Origin of the sequence: Herbaspirillum huttiense (genome assembly GCF_047300815.1) — a bacterium.
Lineage (GTDB): Bacteria > Pseudomonadota > Gammaproteobacteria > Burkholderiales > Burkholderiaceae_D > Herbaspirillum > Herbaspirillum huttiense_A.
The window spans coordinates 1,490,719-1,505,121 of the sequence record NZ_CP178608.1 but is presented as its reverse complement, the minus strand read 5'-3'; the positions used below and the strand labels follow the sequence as shown (position 1 = coordinate 1,505,121).

Below are 14,403 nucleotides of genomic sequence, written 5' to 3'. Positions count from 1 at the left end.
ATGCACGCCCTGGAGCTGGAGATCATCAATGCCGGCAAATCCTTCGGCAGCTTTCGCGCGCTCGATGAGGTCTCGCTGAAGATCCGCGCCGGCACCATCCACGCGCTGCTGGGCGAGAACGGTGCGGGCAAGAGCACGCTGGTCAAGGGCCTGGTCGGCTACAGCCCGCTGGACCAGGGCAGCATCGTGGCCGACCGCCGCGAGGTGGAGATCCGCAGTGCGCGCGTACCCAACCAGCTCGGCATCGGCATGGTCTACCAGCACTTCACGCTGGCCCCCAGCCTGACCGTGGCCGAGAACCTGCTGCTGGCGCGCGGCGACCTGCCCTGGCGCATCCGCTGGCGCAGCGAACGCGCCGTGCTGGAAGAATTCATGGCGCGCATGCCCTTCAAGCTGGGACTGGAGCGCGCGGTGAGCAGCCTCTCCGCGGGCGAAAAGCAGAAGCTGGAAATCCTGAAGCAACTCTATCTGCGCCGCCGCTTCCTGATCCTGGATGAACCGACCTCGGTACTGACTCCGCAGGAAGCCGACGAAGTGCTGGGACTCATGCATGCCCTCACCCGCCAGCAGGAACTGACGGTGCTGATGATCACCCACAAGTTCCACGAGGTGACCGCCTATGCCGACGATGTGACGGTGCTGCGCAAGGGCCGTCTGGTCGGCAGTGCCCAGGTTGCCGAGACGACGCCGGATGCCCTGGCGCACTGGATGATGGGCCACGCCCGCGCCGAGAAGACGCAGGTGGAGCGGCCTGCCGTGCCCGCAAACGCCCGCTTCGGGCTCGAAGTGAAGGAACTGACGGTCAACAACGATCGCGGCGTGGCTGCCGTCCGGGCCCTCTCGCTGCAGGTGAAGCGCGGTGAAATCGTGGGCCTGGCCGGCATCTCCGGCAATGGCCAGAAGGAACTGGTGGAAGCCCTGCTGGGCCAGCGCCGTCACCTGCTGGGCGAGATCCGCATCGAGGATGCGCCCTATGCCGCCACCCGCGAGGAAATGCGACGGCTGCGTGTCTTCGCGTTACCGGAAGAACCCTTGCGCAATGCCTGTATCGCCGGCATGAGCGTGGCCGAGAACATGGCGCTGCGCAATTTCGATGTCGCGCCCTTCAAACGCAGCGGCTGGCGCGTGGACCGCAGCGCCATGAAGCGCCAGGCGCAATCCCTGATCGCCGCCTTCAACGTCAAGCCGCCCGCACCGGAACGCCCCATCGGCACGCTCTCCGGCGGCAACGTGCAGCGCGCCGTGCTGGCGCGTGAGCTGGGTGAAGAGGGCGATGCAGGCGCGGCCAACGTGCTCATCGTCGCCAATCCGGTTTTCGGACTGGACTTCGCCTCGGTGGCCGACATCCACGCCCGCCTGCTGCAGGCGCGCGCACGGGGCGCGGCCGTGCTGCTGGTGAGCGAAGACCTGGACGAACTGCTGGAACTGTCCGACCGCATCCTGGTGATGACCGAGGGCCGCATCGTACACGTGGCCCAGGACGTGGCCACGCAAGGTGCGGACCGCGCCGCCCTGGGCCGCTGGATGGCGGGCCACTCCGAACAACCTACTCACGCCGAGGCCGCATGATCCGTATCGACGCCTTCCCCTATCCCTATCAGTTCCATCCGCGCAGCACCGCGCTGGTGGTCATCGACATGCAGCGCGACTTCGTGCAAGAAGGCGGTTTCGGCAGTGCGCTGGGCAACGATGTGCGGCCCCTGGGCGCGATCGTGCCGACCGTGGCGACCCTGCTCGCGCTGGCGCGCCAGGCGCAGATGCTGGTGGTCCACACGCGTGAATCGCACCTGCCGGATCTCTCCGACTGTCCGCGCGCCAAGCGCCTGCGCGGCAACCCGACGCTGGGTATCGGCGACGTCGGGCCGATGGGCCGCATCCTGGTGCGGGGCGAGCCGGGCAACCAGATCCTGCCGCAACTGGCGCCCCTCGATGGCGAGATCGTCATCGACAAACCCGGCAAGGGGGCCTTCTACGCCACCGACCTGCACGCACAATTGCAGGAGCGCGGCATCACCCATCTGCTGGTGGCCGGCGTCACCACGGAAGTGTGCGTGCAGACCTCGATGCGCGAGGCCAATGACCGCGGCTATGAATGTCTGGTGGTGGAAGATGCCTGCGCAAGTTATTTCCCTGAATTTCATCGCGCCACGCTGGAGATGCTGACCGCCCAGGGCGGCATCGTCGGCTGGCGCGCGCCGCTGGCGCAGCTGCACAGCGCCGTGGCCGCCTATACCGGAGAAACATCATGATGCAAGTGAACCTGCCCCACGTGGTGGCCGAGGTCGAACAAGCCTTTACGGATTACGAATACGCCCTGCTCATCAACGACATCCCGACCCTGGACCGCTGGTTCTGGTATGCCCCCGAAACCGTGCGCTACGGGGTGGGCGAAGTGCTGCTGGGGGGCGAGGCGATCCGCCAGTACCGCAAGACCTGCACCCCGGTGCCGGCCTCGCGCAAGCTGCATCGCACCGTTGTCACCACTTTCGGCAGCGACTATGCTACGGTCTCCACTGAATTCACCGACCATACGTCCGATCGTATCGGCCGCCAGATGCAGACCTGGGTGCGCATGGACGAAGGCTGGCGCATCGTCGCCGCCCATGTCAGCCTGATGGCATGAGTCCGCAGCCCCCTCGAACCAGAATGCCCGCACCATGACCGTCACCGTCGCCAACCCGCTCGCCGAACAGGTCTATCACCGGATCAAGGACGACATCTTCAGTTTCCGCCTGCTGCCGGGAGACAATTTCACCGAGACCGAGATGGCCCAGCGCCAGGGCGTCTCGCGCACCCCTTTGCGGGATGCACTCTTCAGGCTGCAGCGCGAGGGCTATCTGGAAGTGGGATTCCGGCGCGGCTGGAAGGTCTGTCCGATCGACTTCGACCGTCTCGACAATCTCTATGACCTGCGCATCGTGCTGGAGATGGCCGCGCTGGAGAAACTCTGCAGCCAGCAGGAACCGACCGCCGAACTGGAGCAGTTGAACGCCGTCTGGCTGGCCGCACCGGAAGCGCGCCATACCGATGCCGTCAAGGTCGCCGAGCTGGACGAAGCATTCCACACCAACCTGGTGGCCGCCGCCGGCAATGTGGAGATGACCCGGGTCCATACCGAGGTGACGGAAAAAATCCGCATCGTGCGCCGCCTAGACTTCCTCAAGAAGAAGCGCATCGAAGCCACCTACGAAGAACACGGCAAGATCCTGCAGCTCATCTCCAAGCGCAAGGCCACCGAAGCGCAGATCCTGCTGCGCGCCCATATCACCCAAAGCAAGCTGGAAGTCAGGAAGATCACCATCTGGATGCTGGCCGAGGCACGGCAGCTCCAGGAGCCCGAAGCGGCGCTGGCCCGCTGACGCTGCCGGGAAGAAACTTTCATGTGAAAGTTTGCCAATATTTCCCTGGAGAAATATGAAAAATTGCGCTGCATGCCCGCTTCAGGCGGCTTGATCCGTGCCAAGCCGCCACCAAATCAAGGAAAGCCTCCGAAACCATTTATAATGGAAGGCTTTTGCAACAGCGCATCTTTCCAGCGGCTCAATGAAGGTATTTCGCGGACTTCCCACAGCCGAATCGCGCGCCCCGTGCGCGCTGACCATCGGCAATTTCGACGGCGTGCATCTGGGCCACCAGGCTCTTTTGGCGCGCGTGCGCGAGGCCGCCGGCACACTGGGGCTGGACGCGGCGGTGATGACTTTCGAGCCGCATCCGCGTGAATTTTTCGCCCAGCTGGCCGGCACCCCCGAACGCGCCCCGGCGCGTATCGCCAACCTGCGCGACAAGCTCGAAGCGCTTTCCAACTCCGGCATCGACCGCGTGGTGGTGGAGCATTTCGGCAGCCATTTCGCCGCCCTCTCCCCGCAGGACTTCATCGAGAAGATCCTGGTGCAGGGCCTGCACGTGCGCTGGCTGATGGTCGGTGACGACTTCTGCTTCGGCGCGCGCCGCGCCGGCACGCTCGATACCCTGATCGCGGCCGGCAAGCAGTATGGCTTCGAGGTCCATGCCCTGCCCACGGTGACCAATGCCGGTGTGCGCATCTCCTCTTCGGCCGTGCGCGCGGCGCTGGCCGAGGGCGATTTCACCCTGTCGCAGCAGTTGCTGGGCCATCCCTACGCCATCAGCGGCCGCGTCGTGCACGGCAAGAAACTGGGGCGCACCATCGGTTTCCCGACGCTGAACATGCGCGTGGGCCACAAGCGTCCCGCGCTCTCGGGCATCTTCGTGGTGCAGGTGCACGGTCTGGCCGAGCAGCCCTTGCCGGCCGTGGCCAGCCTGGGCGTACGCCCGACGGTGGACGACAGCGGCCGGGTGCTGCTGGAAACGCACCTGCTCGATTTCAAGGGCGATTGCTACGGCAAGCTGGTGCGGGTGGAATTCCTCAAGAAGCTGCGCGACGAAGAAAAGTATGTCGACCTGCCCACGCTGACCACGGCCATTGCCCGTGACGTGGACAATGCCCGCGCCTGGTTCCGTGAAAACGCCGGCTTCGCCGTCTCGGCCACCGACCGAATTTGAACGCTGGGCGGTTGCCGGAGCCCTGCTCCCGCAGCTGTCCAGCCGCCCCATCCTGCATCCTGCCTGCCGCAGCGCGCCCTGCTAGTGACGCCTTGCCGGGCCCCAGAATCAACCTGCATTCAACGAAAGCTTTGTCATGTCCAACAACGAATCCTCCGCCAAGCCCGGCAAACCGGAAAAAGCCGGCAAGGCCCCCTCCAAGTACCCGGTCAACATGACCGAAACCGGCTTCCCGATGCGCGGCGACCTCGCCAAGCGCGAGCCGCAGTGGGTCAAGGAGTGGCAGGAGAAGAAGGTCTACGAGCGCATCCGCAAGGCCTCGGCCGGCCGCCCGAAATTCATCCTGCATGACGGCCCGCCGTATGCCAACGGTGACATCCACATCGGCCACGCCGTCAACAAGATCCTGAAGGACATGATCGTCAAGGCCCGCAACATGGCCGGCTTCGACGCCCAATACGTGCCGGGCTGGGATTGCCACGGCATGCCCATCGAGATCCAGATCGAAAAGCAGTTCGGCAAGAACCTGCCGGTGGCCGAAGTACAGGCCAAGGCGCGCGCCTACGCGGGCGAGCAGATCGAACGCCAGAAGGCCGACTTCATCCGCCTGGGCGTGCTCGGTGAATGGGACAACCCCTACAAGACCATGAACTTCTCCAACGAAGCCGACGAGCTGCGCGCACTCGGCACGATCCTGGAGAAGGGTTACGTCTATCGTGGCCTCAAGCCCGTGAACTGGTGCTTCGACTGCGGCTCGGCGCTGGCCGAGGCTGAAGTGGAATACCAGGACAAGCGCGACCCGGCCATCGATGTCGGTTTCCCCTTTGCCGAACACGACAAGATCGCCACCGCCTTCGGCCTGGCCGACCTGCCGACCCGCCACGGCTACATCGTCATCTGGACCACCACGCCCTGGACCATCCCGTCCAACCAGGCGTTGAACGTCCATCCGGAATTCGAATACGCGCTGGTCGAGACCAGCCGCAACGGTGAAGCCACCCTGCTGATCCTGGCCAAGGAGCTGGTGGAGTCCTGCCTGCAGCGCTTCGGCCTGGAAGGCAAGATCATCGCCACCACCACCGGCGAGAAGCTGTCGCTGATCCGCTTCCATCATCCGCTGGCCAAGGCCGATGCCGGCTACGACCGCCTGTCGCCGATCTACCTGGGTGAATACGTGACCGCCGACAGCGGTACCGGTATCGTGCACTCGGCACCGGCCTACGGTATCGAAGACTTCATCTCCTGCAAGGCGCACGGGATGAAGGACGACGACATCCTCAACCCGGTCATGGGCGATGGCCGCTTTGCCTCCTGGCTGCCGCTGTTTGCCGGCCTGACCATCTGGGAAGCCTCCAAACCCATCTGCGGCAAGCTGGAAGAAGTGGGTTCGCTGTTCAAGCTGGTCATGTTCGACCACAGCTACATGCACTGCTGGCGCCACAAGACCCCCATCGTCTATCGCGCCACCTCGCAGTGGTTTGCCAGCATGGACAACACGCCCAAGGATGGCGGCCCCAGCCTGCGCCAGACCGCGCTGCAAGGCATCGAGGACACCGCCTTCTTCCCCGGCTGGGGCAAGGCACGCCTGCACGGCATGATCGCCAACCGTCCGGACTGGACCCTGTCGCGCCAGCGCCAGTGGGGCGTGCCCATGGCCTTCTTCGTGCACAAGGAAACGGGTGAACTGCATCCGCGTACGCCGGAGCTGATCGAGCAGGTCGCCCAACGCATCGAGAAGAGCGGCATCGAAGCCTGGCAGGCCCTGGATCCCAAGGAATTGCTGGGTGACGAGGCCGAGCACTACCTCAAGAACCGCGACACGCTGGACGTCTGGTTCGATTCCGGCACCACCCACCAGACCGTGCTGCGCGGCTCGCACGCACAGCAGTCGCAGTTCCCGGCCGACCTCTACCTGGAAGGCTCGGACCAGCATCGCGGCTGGTTCCACTCGTCGCTGCTGACCTCGTCGATGTTGAATGGCCGCGCGCCCTACAAGGCCCTGCTCACGCACGGCTTCGTGGTCGATGGCGAGGGCAAGAAGATGTCCAAGTCCAAGGGCAACGTGGTCGCCCCGCAAAAGGTCTCGGACTCGCTGGGCGCGGAAATCCTGCGCCTGTGGGTGGCCTCGACCGACTACTCGGGCGAGCTGTCGATCTCGGACGAGATCCTCAAACGCGTGGTCGAAGCCTACCGCCGCATCCGCAACACCCTGCGCTTCCTGCTGGCCAACACCTCCGACTTCGACCCGGCACAACACGCCGTGCCGGTGGCCGAGATGCTGGAAATCGACCGCTATGCGATCGCCAACATGGCGCGTCTGCAGGCGGAGGTGCTGGCACACTTCGAGACCTATGAATTCCACCCGGTGGTGGCCAAGCTGCAGATGTACTGCTCGGAAGACCTGGGCGGCTTCTACCTGGACATCCTGAAGGACCGCCTCTACACCAGCGGCGTGGAGTCGGCCGCACGCCGCTCGGCCCAGACTGCGGTGTGGCACATCACGCAGTCGCTGTTGCGCCTGATGGCACCGATCCTGTCCTTCACCGCCGAAGAAGCCTGGCGCTTCTTCGCCGGCAAGGACGCCTTCGAGGCCAGCGGCGAAACCATCTTCTCGCAGGTCTATTACGCCCTGCCGGAAGTGGCCGATAGCGCTGCCCTGCTGGACAAGTTCGCGGTGTTGCACGAAGTGCGCGCAGCGGTCACCAAGCAGCTGGAAGAAGTGCGTATCGCCGGCAGCATCGGTTCTTCCCTGCAGGCCGAGGTGGAACTGAAGGTCACCGGCGACAAGGCAGCCTTGCTGGAAAGCCTGGGCGATGACCTCAAGTTCGTCCTCATCACCTCCGCTGCCCGCGTCACCCCGATGGCTACGGTGGAAGAGGAAGCGGTGGTGGTCACGCCGTCGGCGCATCAGAAATGTGAACGTTGCTGGCACTATCGCGCCGATGTCGGGTCTCATGCCGATCATCCGGGCCTGTGCGGTCGCTGCTACAGCAACCTGTTCGGCCAGGGCGAACAGCGTCGCTTCGCCTGATCCGGGCGGGACGGCCTTGCTAGCGGCCCGCTGCACTTGATTGCAGCGGGCCGTCCACTCCAACAAGAACATCCATGGCAACCAAAAAGCGCTCCTCCTCTTCCGGTTCTTCGTCCACCACCCAAGGGCTGCTGCCCTGGCTGGGCATCGCCACCATCGTGCTGCTGCTGGACCAGCTCTCCAAGATCACCATCCTGAAACTGTTCCACTATGGCGAGTCGGTGCCGGTGACCGGTTTCTTCAACCTGGTGCTGGTCTACAACAAGGGCGCAGCCTTCAGTTTCCTGGCCGCCAGCGGTGGCTGGCAGCGTTATCTCTTCACCGCCATCGGCATCGGTGCGGCGGTGTTCATCATCCACCTGCTGCGCAAGCATCCCGGCCAGCGCATGTTCTGCTGGGCCCTGGCGCTGATCCTGGGTGGCGCGATCGGCAACGTGATCGACCGCGTCGTGTATGGCCACGTGATCGACTTCCTCGACGTCTACGTCGGCAACTGGCACTGGCCGGCCTTCAACCTGGCCGATAGTGCGATCTGCGTGGGTGCGGTATTGTTCGTCGTGGACGAACTGCGCCGCGTCTCCAAGAAGTAAGGCAAGTCCGCACGTCCGCAAGTCTGAACACGCCTGCGGTACGCCGCATTCCGGGAGCAAACAATGGATCTGGCTGGCAAGAAAATCGTATTGGGCCTGACCGGCGGCGTGGCCTGCTACAAGGCCGCCATGCTGGCGCGCGAACTGGGCCGCGCCGGTGCCACGGTGCACGTGGTGATGACCGAGGCGGCCACGCACTTCATGACCGCCGTCACCATGCAGGCGCTGACCGGCAACCCGGTCTATACCGACCAATGGGATGCGCGCATGGACAACAACATGCCGCACATCAATCTCACCCGCGATGCCGATGCGGTCGTCATCGTGCCCTGCTCCACAGACTTTATCGCCAAGCTGGCCCACGGGCATTGCGACGACCTGCTCTCGACCTTGTGCGTGGCACGTCCGGCGCGGGTACCGCTGATGGTGGCCCCGGCCATGAACGTGGAGATGTGGCAGAACCCGGCCACCCAGCGCAACGTGCGCCAGATCCGCGAAGACGGCATCCTGCTGCTGGGCCCGGATGCGGGCGCGCAAGCCTGTGGCGAGGTCGGCGAAGGCCGCATGCTGGAGCCGGCGCAATTGCTGGAAGAAATCGTCGCGGCCTTCCAGCCCAAGCTGCTGGCGGGCCGCCGCGTGCTGCTCACGGCCGGGCCGACCTTCGAACCGATCGACCCGGTGCGCGGCATCACCAATCTGTCTTCCGGCAAGATGGGCTATGCGATTGCGCGTGCTGCGCGCGAAGCGGGCGCAGAAGTCACCCTGGTCTCCGGCCCGACGGCGCTGGAGACCCCTTATGGCGTGCAGCGCGTGGACGTGCAGACAGCCCTGCAGATGCATGAGGCGGTGTTAGCCCATGTGAAGGAAAAAGACCTGTTCGTCGCCGTTGCGGCCGTCGCTGATTGGCGCGTGGCCAATGCCAGCGAACAGAAACTGAAGAAACAGGACGAACACGACACCCCGCAGCTGGAGTTTGTCCAGAACCCCGACATCCTGGCGACCGTCGCCGCCCTGCCCCAGCGTCCCTATTGCGTGGGCTTTGCGGCCGAATCGGAGAACCTGGAGCAATACGGCGCGGCCAAGCGCATCCGCAAGAACATTCCGCTGTTGGTCGGCAATATCGGCCACCAGACCTTTGGCCGCGATGACAACGCGCTCATGCTGTTCGACGCCCAGGGCCACAGCGCCCTGCCCCGTGCGGACAAGCAGACCCTGGCCCGCCAGCTGGTGCGCGAGATCGCGCGCCGCATGGCAGCCTGACGGTGCACGGCCCGCCTCTGCGGGCCGTGTCTTTTGTACGTTTCCGTACGTTTGTATTTGAATCCGATTACGCATCATGAAGACCATCGACATCAAGATCCTCGACCCCCGCATGAAAGACCAGCTGCCCGCCTACGCCACCCCTGGTAGCGCCGGCCTGGACCTGCGGGCCTGCATCGATGCGCCGCTGACCCTGGCGCCGGGTTCCACGCACCTGATCCCGACCGGCCTGGCGATCCACCTGGCTGACCCGAATTACGCGGCCGTGATCCTGCCGCGCAGCGGCATGGGCCACAAGCATGGCATCGTGCTGGGCAACCTGGTCGGGCTGATCGATTCGGATTACCAGGGCCAGTTGATGATCTCGACGTGGAACCGCGGCAGTACCGAGTTTGTCCTAAACCCCATGGAACGCCTGGCGCAGCTGGTGATCGTGCCGGTACTGCAGGTCGGCTTCAACGTGGTGGATGAATTCGACAGCAGCGAACGCGGCGCCGGTGGTTTCGGCAGCACAGGCAAACACTGATGGAGAACCGCATGCTCGTATCCCCCCTGCCCCGGTGGCAGAAACTGAAAACCCTCGCCGTCCTGGCGCCGCTGGCCTTCCTGGCCGCCTGCGCCACCCAGGAACCCGGTCCGGTCACCACTACGCCCTCCAAGCCGGTGACCACGACGGCCCAGACCCCGCGTCCGGTGGCCGACAATCCCCAGCAGGCACAATTGCGCGAACTGATCGCGCAGCAGGACCGGCTCTACCGCGTTGCTGCGCCGCTCTTGACCAGCAACGCCCAGCTCTGCCGTGGCAATGCCCGCAACCTGCTGGGCTTTACCGCCAAGAACCGTTATTCCTTCCCCATCGAATATGCAGAAACCGCGCGTAGCCTGGGCTACGACGACCGCCTGCAGGTCACCGGCGTGCTGCCCGGCAGCGGTGCGGCCCAGGCCGGCATCCAGCGTGGCGACTTCCTCACGGCCGTGGCCGGCAAGCCGATGCCGCAAGGCACCGATGCCGAACGCCAAGCGGCCGTGCTGCTGAGCCCGCTGGTGGTCAAGAAGGCCCCCATTGCGCTGGGCGTACAGCGCAACGGCCAGAACACCACCGTCAATGTGCCGCTGACCTTTGCCTGCGCCTTCAGCATCGAGCTGGGCAATGCCGACAACGTCAACACCTATGCCGATGGCCGCCGCGTGCTCATCACCCGCGGCATGCTCAAGTTCACCCAGTCCGATGATGAACTGGCCTACCTGATCGCCAAGGACATGGCGCACAACATCCTCGGCCACGCCATCCGCCAGCGCATGGTCTCGACAATTGCCGAAGTGATCGACAACCTGCTGCTGCCGCATCCGGACCCAACCACCACGGCCGGTACTGCCGGCATCCGCGTCTATCCGCAAGACCTGGATGCGGCTGCCGACACGCTCTCGCTGTACCTGCTGGCGCGCGCCGGCTACAGCATCGACAACGTGCCGGCGTTCTGGAAGCGCCTGGCCGACCAGTATCCGGCCAGCGTGCCCAACGGCTACACGGCGCTGCATCCGGCTACCGCTTATCGCCTCTCGATGATCGACAAGGTCACCCAGATCGTGAAGGCCAAGCAGGAGGCGGGCAAGCCGCTGGTGCCGTAAAAGTGGTGAGATGAAGTATTGGACGTGAAGACGGCGCGGTGAAAATCGCGCCGTTTTTGTTTGCGTAATGAAAGTGAAGCAAGCTGCAAAACGAAAAGGCCACGCCGGTTTCCCGACGTGGCCTTGATGGCTTGCCTGATGCGGCTTATTCGACTTCGAGCTTCTCTTGCGGCTCTTCCGGCGGGGACGAATCGTCGCCCTCGGGGAAGTCCAGCTTGATCTGGTCCTTGTCGTCCATCTCCACCGTCACGCGGCCACCGCTGACCAGCTTGCCGAACAGCAGCTCGTCGGCCAGCGCCTTGCGGATCAGGTCCTGGATCAGGCGCGACATCGGACGTGCCCCCATCAAGGGATCGAAGCCCTTCTTGCCCAGGAACTTGCGCAGGTTGTCCGAGAAGACGGCTTCCACCTTCTTTTCGTGCAGCTGCTCTTCCAGTTGCATAAGGAACTTGTCGACCACACGCAGGATGATTTCCTCGTCCAGCGGGCGGAAGCTGATGATAGCATCCAGACGGTTGCGGAACTCCGGGGTGAACATGCGCTTGATGTCCGCCATTTCGTCGCCGGCTTCCTTCTTCTCGGTGAAGCCGATGGTGCGCTTCTGCAGGCTCTCGGCCCCCGCGTTGGTGGTCATGATGATGATCACGTTGCGGAAGTCGGTCTTGCGGCCGTTGTTGTCGGTCAGCGTGCCATGATCCATCACCTGCAACAGAATGTTGAAGATGTCAGGGTGCGCCTTTTCGATTTCATCCAGCAGCAGCACGGCGTGCGGCTTTTTGTTCACGGCTTCGGTCAAGAGGCCGCCCTGGTCGAAACCGACATAGCCCGGTGGCGCGCCGATCAGGCGGCTCACGGCATGGCGCTCCATGTATTCGGACATGTCGAACCGTACCAGCTCGATGCCGAGGATGAAGGCCAGCTGCTTGGCCACTTCGGTCTTGCCCACGCCGGTCGGACCGGAGAACAGGAAGGAGCCGATCGGCTTGTCGGTCTTGCCCAGGCCGGCACGCGCCATCTTGATGGCCGAAGCCAGTGCTTCAATGGCCGGATCCTGGCCGAACACCACGTTCTTCAGGTCGCGGTCGATGGTCTGCAGCTTGGCGCGATCATCCTGGTTCACGGACTGCGGCGGGATGCGGGCGATCTTGGAAATGATTTCCTCGATTTCCGGCTTGCCGATGGTCTTCTTCTGCTTGGACTTGGGCAGGATGCGCTGGGCGGCACCGGCTTCGTCGATCACGTCGATGGCCTTGTCGGGCAGGTGACGGTCATTGATGAAGCGCGCCGCCAGTTCGGCTGCCGAGGTCAGGGCCGAAGCAGAATACTTCACGCCGTGGTGTTCCTCGAACTTGGACTTCAGGCCGCGCAGGATCTGCACGGTCTGCTCCACGGTCGGTTCGTTCACATCGATCTTCTGGAAGCGACGCGACAGCGCGTGGTCCTTCTCGAAGACGCCACGGAATTCGGTGTAGGTGGTCGCACCGATGCACTTCAACTGGCCGCTCGAGAGCGCAGGCTTCAACAGGTTGGACGCATCCAGAGTGCCGCCCGACGCCGAACCCGCACCGATGATGGTGTGGATTTCGTCAATGAAGAGGATGCCGTTGGGGCTATCCTTCAATTGCTTCAACACCGCCTTCAGACGCTGTTCAAAGTCGCCACGGTACTTGGTACCGGCCAGCAGCGCGCCCATGTCCAGCGAATAGACGACGGCATTCTTGAGGATCTCGGGCACGTCGCCTTGCGTCACGCGCCAGGCCAGGCCTTCGGCGATGGCGGTCTTGCCGACACCGGCTTCGCCCACCAGCAGCGGATTGTTCTTGCGGCGGCGGCACAGGGTCTGAATGACGCGCTCGACCTCGGAATCGCGGCCGATCAGCGGATCGATCTTGCCTTCGGCGGCCGCCTTGTTCAGGTTCTGGGTGAACTGGTCCAGCGGGCTTTCCTTCTGCTGGCCTTCGGCTTGCACGTCTTCCGCGCCTTCCGGGGCCTTCTGCGGATCAGCCTGCTGATCCTTGCGCACACCGTGCGAGATGAAGTTGACCACGTCCAGACGGGTCACGCCCTGCTGGTGCAGGTAGTAGACCGCGTGCGAATCCTTCTCGCCGAAGATGGCCACCAGCACGTTGGCACCGGTGACTTCCTTCTTGCCGTTGGAGGCCGACTGCACGTGCATGATGGCGCGCTGGATCACGCGCTGGAAGCCCAGCGTGGGCTGGGTATCCACCTCATTGGTGCCGGGAACCGTGGGCGTGTTGTCGGTGATGAAATTGGTCAGCGTCTTGCGCAGATCATCAATGTTCACCGAGCAGGCGCGCAGCACTTCGGCCGCCGAAGGATTGTCCAGCAGCGCGAGCAGCAAGTGTTCCACGGTAATGAATTCATGACGCGATTGTCTTGCTTCGACAAAGGCCATGTGCAAACTGACTTCGAGTTCCTGCGCAATCATGCTTCCTCCATCACGCATTGCAGGGGATGCCCTGCTTTTCGAGCGTGGGTTAAAACGAGTTCCACTTTTGTGGATGCGATATCTTTGGGATACACACCACACATTCCCTTCCCATCGCGGTGAACCTTGAGCATGATCTGCGTCGCGGTTTCACGGTCCTTGTTGAAGTACTGCTGGATGACTGCGACGACGAATTCCATCGGCGTATAGTCATCGTTCAACAATAAAACCTGGTACATCGGGGGCGGCTTGAGTTTTGCCTCCTGCCGTTCCAGGACTGTACCGCCATCATTTTCGTGCTTGGTTGCCATGCGTTTATTCGACCATCAAAGCTGTGCAACGCACAATGATCACGTAACCTCTAGATGAGATAGATATTACTTGTTTTCCGGACCTTGCGCAGATGACGATGATTTATCCTAAATCAAGGGTTTCTTTCCCCATCGTTCAAACAGGGCCACAAAGCGGAACGTGAAAACTGCTTGACTTTTGGATTTCGACCGAGAACAATGGAATTCATTGATTAGTAGTTACTAAATGTAACAACTCATCGATACGATAGGGGGCAGGTTTAAGGGGGGCTGCGTGACGCGCGATGCTTCTTGCTTTGACGGCTCGTGTGAATAGTTAATTTTGAAAGATGCTTTTATGGCAACAGGTACTGTCAAGTGGTTCAATGATTCCAAAGGCTTTGGCTTTATCACTCCGGATGACGGCGGCGAAGATCTGTTCGCTCACTTCTCCGCAATCCAGATGAACGGCTTCAAGACCCTGAAAGAAGGTCAAAAAGTCCAGTTTGACGTTACGCAAGGCCCCAAAGGCAAGCAAGCTTCGAACATCCAGAACGCCGCTTAAACCCCGGTTTCTCTAAAAGCCCCGCTCTTGCGGGGCTTTTTTCATTGGGGCCCCGCCTTGGCTGCGCC

Annotated in this window: 13 protein-coding genes; 11 read left to right on the top strand and 2 right to left on the bottom strand. The window is 63.0% G+C overall.

The window, feature by feature from the left end:
• The 10 genes from ACLRDN_RS06865 (at position 1) to ACLRDN_RS06820 (ending at position 11,031) form a co-directional block, all read left to right on the top strand.
• Entirely contained in the window at positions 1-1,569 is a 1,569-nt protein-coding gene (locus ACLRDN_RS06865; RefSeq protein ID WP_413459532.1) for an ABC transporter ATP-binding protein, read from the top strand.
• Positions 1,566-2,249 carry a cysteine hydrolase family protein gene (locus tag ACLRDN_RS06860; RefSeq protein WP_413459531.1) on the top strand — a complete coding sequence of 228 codons (684 nt, stop codon included), beginning with the start codon at positions 1,566-1,568 and terminating at the stop codon, positions 2,247-2,249. The genes ACLRDN_RS06865 and ACLRDN_RS06860 overlap by 4 nt, the downstream gene beginning before the upstream one ends.
• On the top strand, positions 2,246-2,623 hold the full coding sequence (gene hpxZ / locus ACLRDN_RS06855; protein WP_145606463.1) for an oxalurate catabolism protein HpxZ: 378 nt from the start codon (positions 2,246-2,248) through the stop codon (positions 2,621-2,623). Before ACLRDN_RS06860 ends, hpxZ begins: the two co-directional genes overlap by 4 nt.
• A gap of 34 nt (positions 2,624-2,657) precedes the next feature.
• Positions 2,658-3,359 (top strand): GntR family transcriptional regulator, encoded by a 702-nt coding sequence (locus ACLRDN_RS06850; protein ID WP_413459530.1) that lies wholly within the window; start codon positions 2,658-2,660, stop codon positions 3,357-3,359.
• Between the two features lie 184 nt (positions 3,360-3,543).
• Positions 3,544-4,521, top strand: a complete 978-nt coding sequence (locus tag ACLRDN_RS06845) for a bifunctional riboflavin kinase/FAD synthetase (protein WP_413459529.1) — start codon at positions 3,544-3,546, stop codon at positions 4,519-4,521.
• Positions 4,522-4,657: 136 nt separating this feature from the next.
• A complete protein-coding gene (gene ileS, locus ACLRDN_RS06840) occupies positions 4,658-7,552 on the top strand; it encodes an isoleucine--tRNA ligase (RefSeq protein WP_413459528.1) in 2,895 nt (964 codons plus the stop codon).
• Positions 7,553-7,626: 74 nt separating this feature from the next.
• On the top strand, positions 7,627-8,142 hold the full coding sequence (gene lspA, locus ACLRDN_RS06835; protein ID WP_413459527.1) for a signal peptidase II: 516 nt from the start codon (positions 7,627-7,629) through the stop codon (positions 8,140-8,142).
• 63 nt (positions 8,143-8,205) lie between these two features.
• Entirely contained in the window at positions 8,206-9,402 is a 1,197-nt protein-coding gene (gene coaBC / locus ACLRDN_RS06830; RefSeq protein ID WP_413459526.1) for a bifunctional phosphopantothenoylcysteine decarboxylase/phosphopantothenate--cysteine ligase CoaBC, read from the top strand.
• A gap of 76 nt (positions 9,403-9,478) precedes the next feature.
• Positions 9,479-9,928, top strand: a complete 450-nt coding sequence (gene dut / locus ACLRDN_RS06825) for a dUTP diphosphatase (RefSeq protein WP_034330145.1) — start codon at positions 9,479-9,481, stop codon at positions 9,926-9,928.
• Between the two features lie 11 nt (positions 9,929-9,939).
• Entirely contained in the window at positions 9,940-11,031 is a 1,092-nt protein-coding gene (locus tag ACLRDN_RS06820; RefSeq protein WP_413459525.1) for a M48 family metalloprotease, read from the top strand.
• Between the two features lie 145 nt (positions 11,032-11,176).
• Here the strand turns inward: ACLRDN_RS06820 and clpA are convergent, their stop codons facing one another.
• Both clpA and clpS read right to left on the bottom strand, forming a co-directional pair.
• Complete coding sequence (gene clpA, locus ACLRDN_RS06815) at positions 11,177-13,480, bottom strand: ATP-dependent Clp protease ATP-binding subunit ClpA (RefSeq protein ID WP_276840522.1); 2,304 nt, start codon at positions 13,478-13,480, stop codon at positions 11,177-11,179.
• Entirely contained in the window at positions 13,477-13,791 is a 315-nt protein-coding gene (gene clpS / locus ACLRDN_RS06810) for an ATP-dependent Clp protease adapter ClpS (RefSeq protein ID WP_034330154.1), read from the bottom strand. Before clpS ends, clpA begins: the two co-directional genes overlap by 4 nt.
• A gap of 337 nt (positions 13,792-14,128) precedes the next feature.
• Between clpS and ACLRDN_RS06805 the strand changes: the two genes are divergently transcribed.
• Positions 14,129-14,335 carry a cold-shock protein gene (locus tag ACLRDN_RS06805; protein WP_006463169.1) on the top strand — a complete coding sequence of 69 codons (207 nt, stop codon included), beginning with the start codon at positions 14,129-14,131 and terminating at the stop codon, positions 14,333-14,335.
• The last annotated feature ends 68 nt before the right edge of the window (positions 14,336-14,403 follow it).

Coding starts and splice junctions, on each gene's coding strand:
- ACLRDN_RS06865 (WP_413459532.1), top strand. CDS start 1: ATGCACGCCCTGGAGCTGGAGATCATCAATGCCGGCAAATCCTTCGGC.
- ACLRDN_RS06860 (WP_413459531.1), top strand. CDS start 1,566: ATGATCCGTATCGACGCCTTCCCCTATCCCTATCAGTTCCATCCGCGC.
- hpxZ (WP_145606463.1), top strand. CDS start 2,246: ATGATGCAAGTGAACCTGCCCCACGTGGTGGCCGAGGTCGAACAAGCC.
- ACLRDN_RS06850 (WP_413459530.1), top strand. CDS start 2,658: ATGACCGTCACCGTCGCCAACCCGCTCGCCGAACAGGTCTATCACCGG.
- ACLRDN_RS06845 (WP_413459529.1), top strand. CDS start 3,544: ATGAAGGTATTTCGCGGACTTCCCACAGCCGAATCGCGCGCCCCGTGC.
- ileS (WP_413459528.1), top strand. CDS start 4,658: ATGTCCAACAACGAATCCTCCGCCAAGCCCGGCAAACCGGAAAAAGCC.
- lspA (WP_413459527.1), top strand. CDS start 7,627: ATGGCAACCAAAAAGCGCTCCTCCTCTTCCGGTTCTTCGTCCACCACC.
- coaBC (WP_413459526.1), top strand. CDS start 8,206: ATGGATCTGGCTGGCAAGAAAATCGTATTGGGCCTGACCGGCGGCGTG.
- dut (WP_034330145.1), top strand. CDS start 9,479: ATGAAGACCATCGACATCAAGATCCTCGACCCCCGCATGAAAGACCAG.
- ACLRDN_RS06820 (WP_413459525.1), top strand. CDS start 9,940: ATGCTCGTATCCCCCCTGCCCCGGTGGCAGAAACTGAAAACCCTCGCC.
- clpA (WP_276840522.1), bottom strand. CDS start 13,480: ATGATTGCGCAGGAACTCGAAGTCAGTTTGCACATGGCCTTTGTCGAA.
- clpS (WP_034330154.1), bottom strand. CDS start 13,791: ATGGCAACCAAGCACGAAAATGATGGCGGTACAGTCCTGGAACGGCAG.
- ACLRDN_RS06805 (WP_006463169.1), top strand. CDS start 14,129: ATGGCAACAGGTACTGTCAAGTGGTTCAATGATTCCAAAGGCTTTGGC.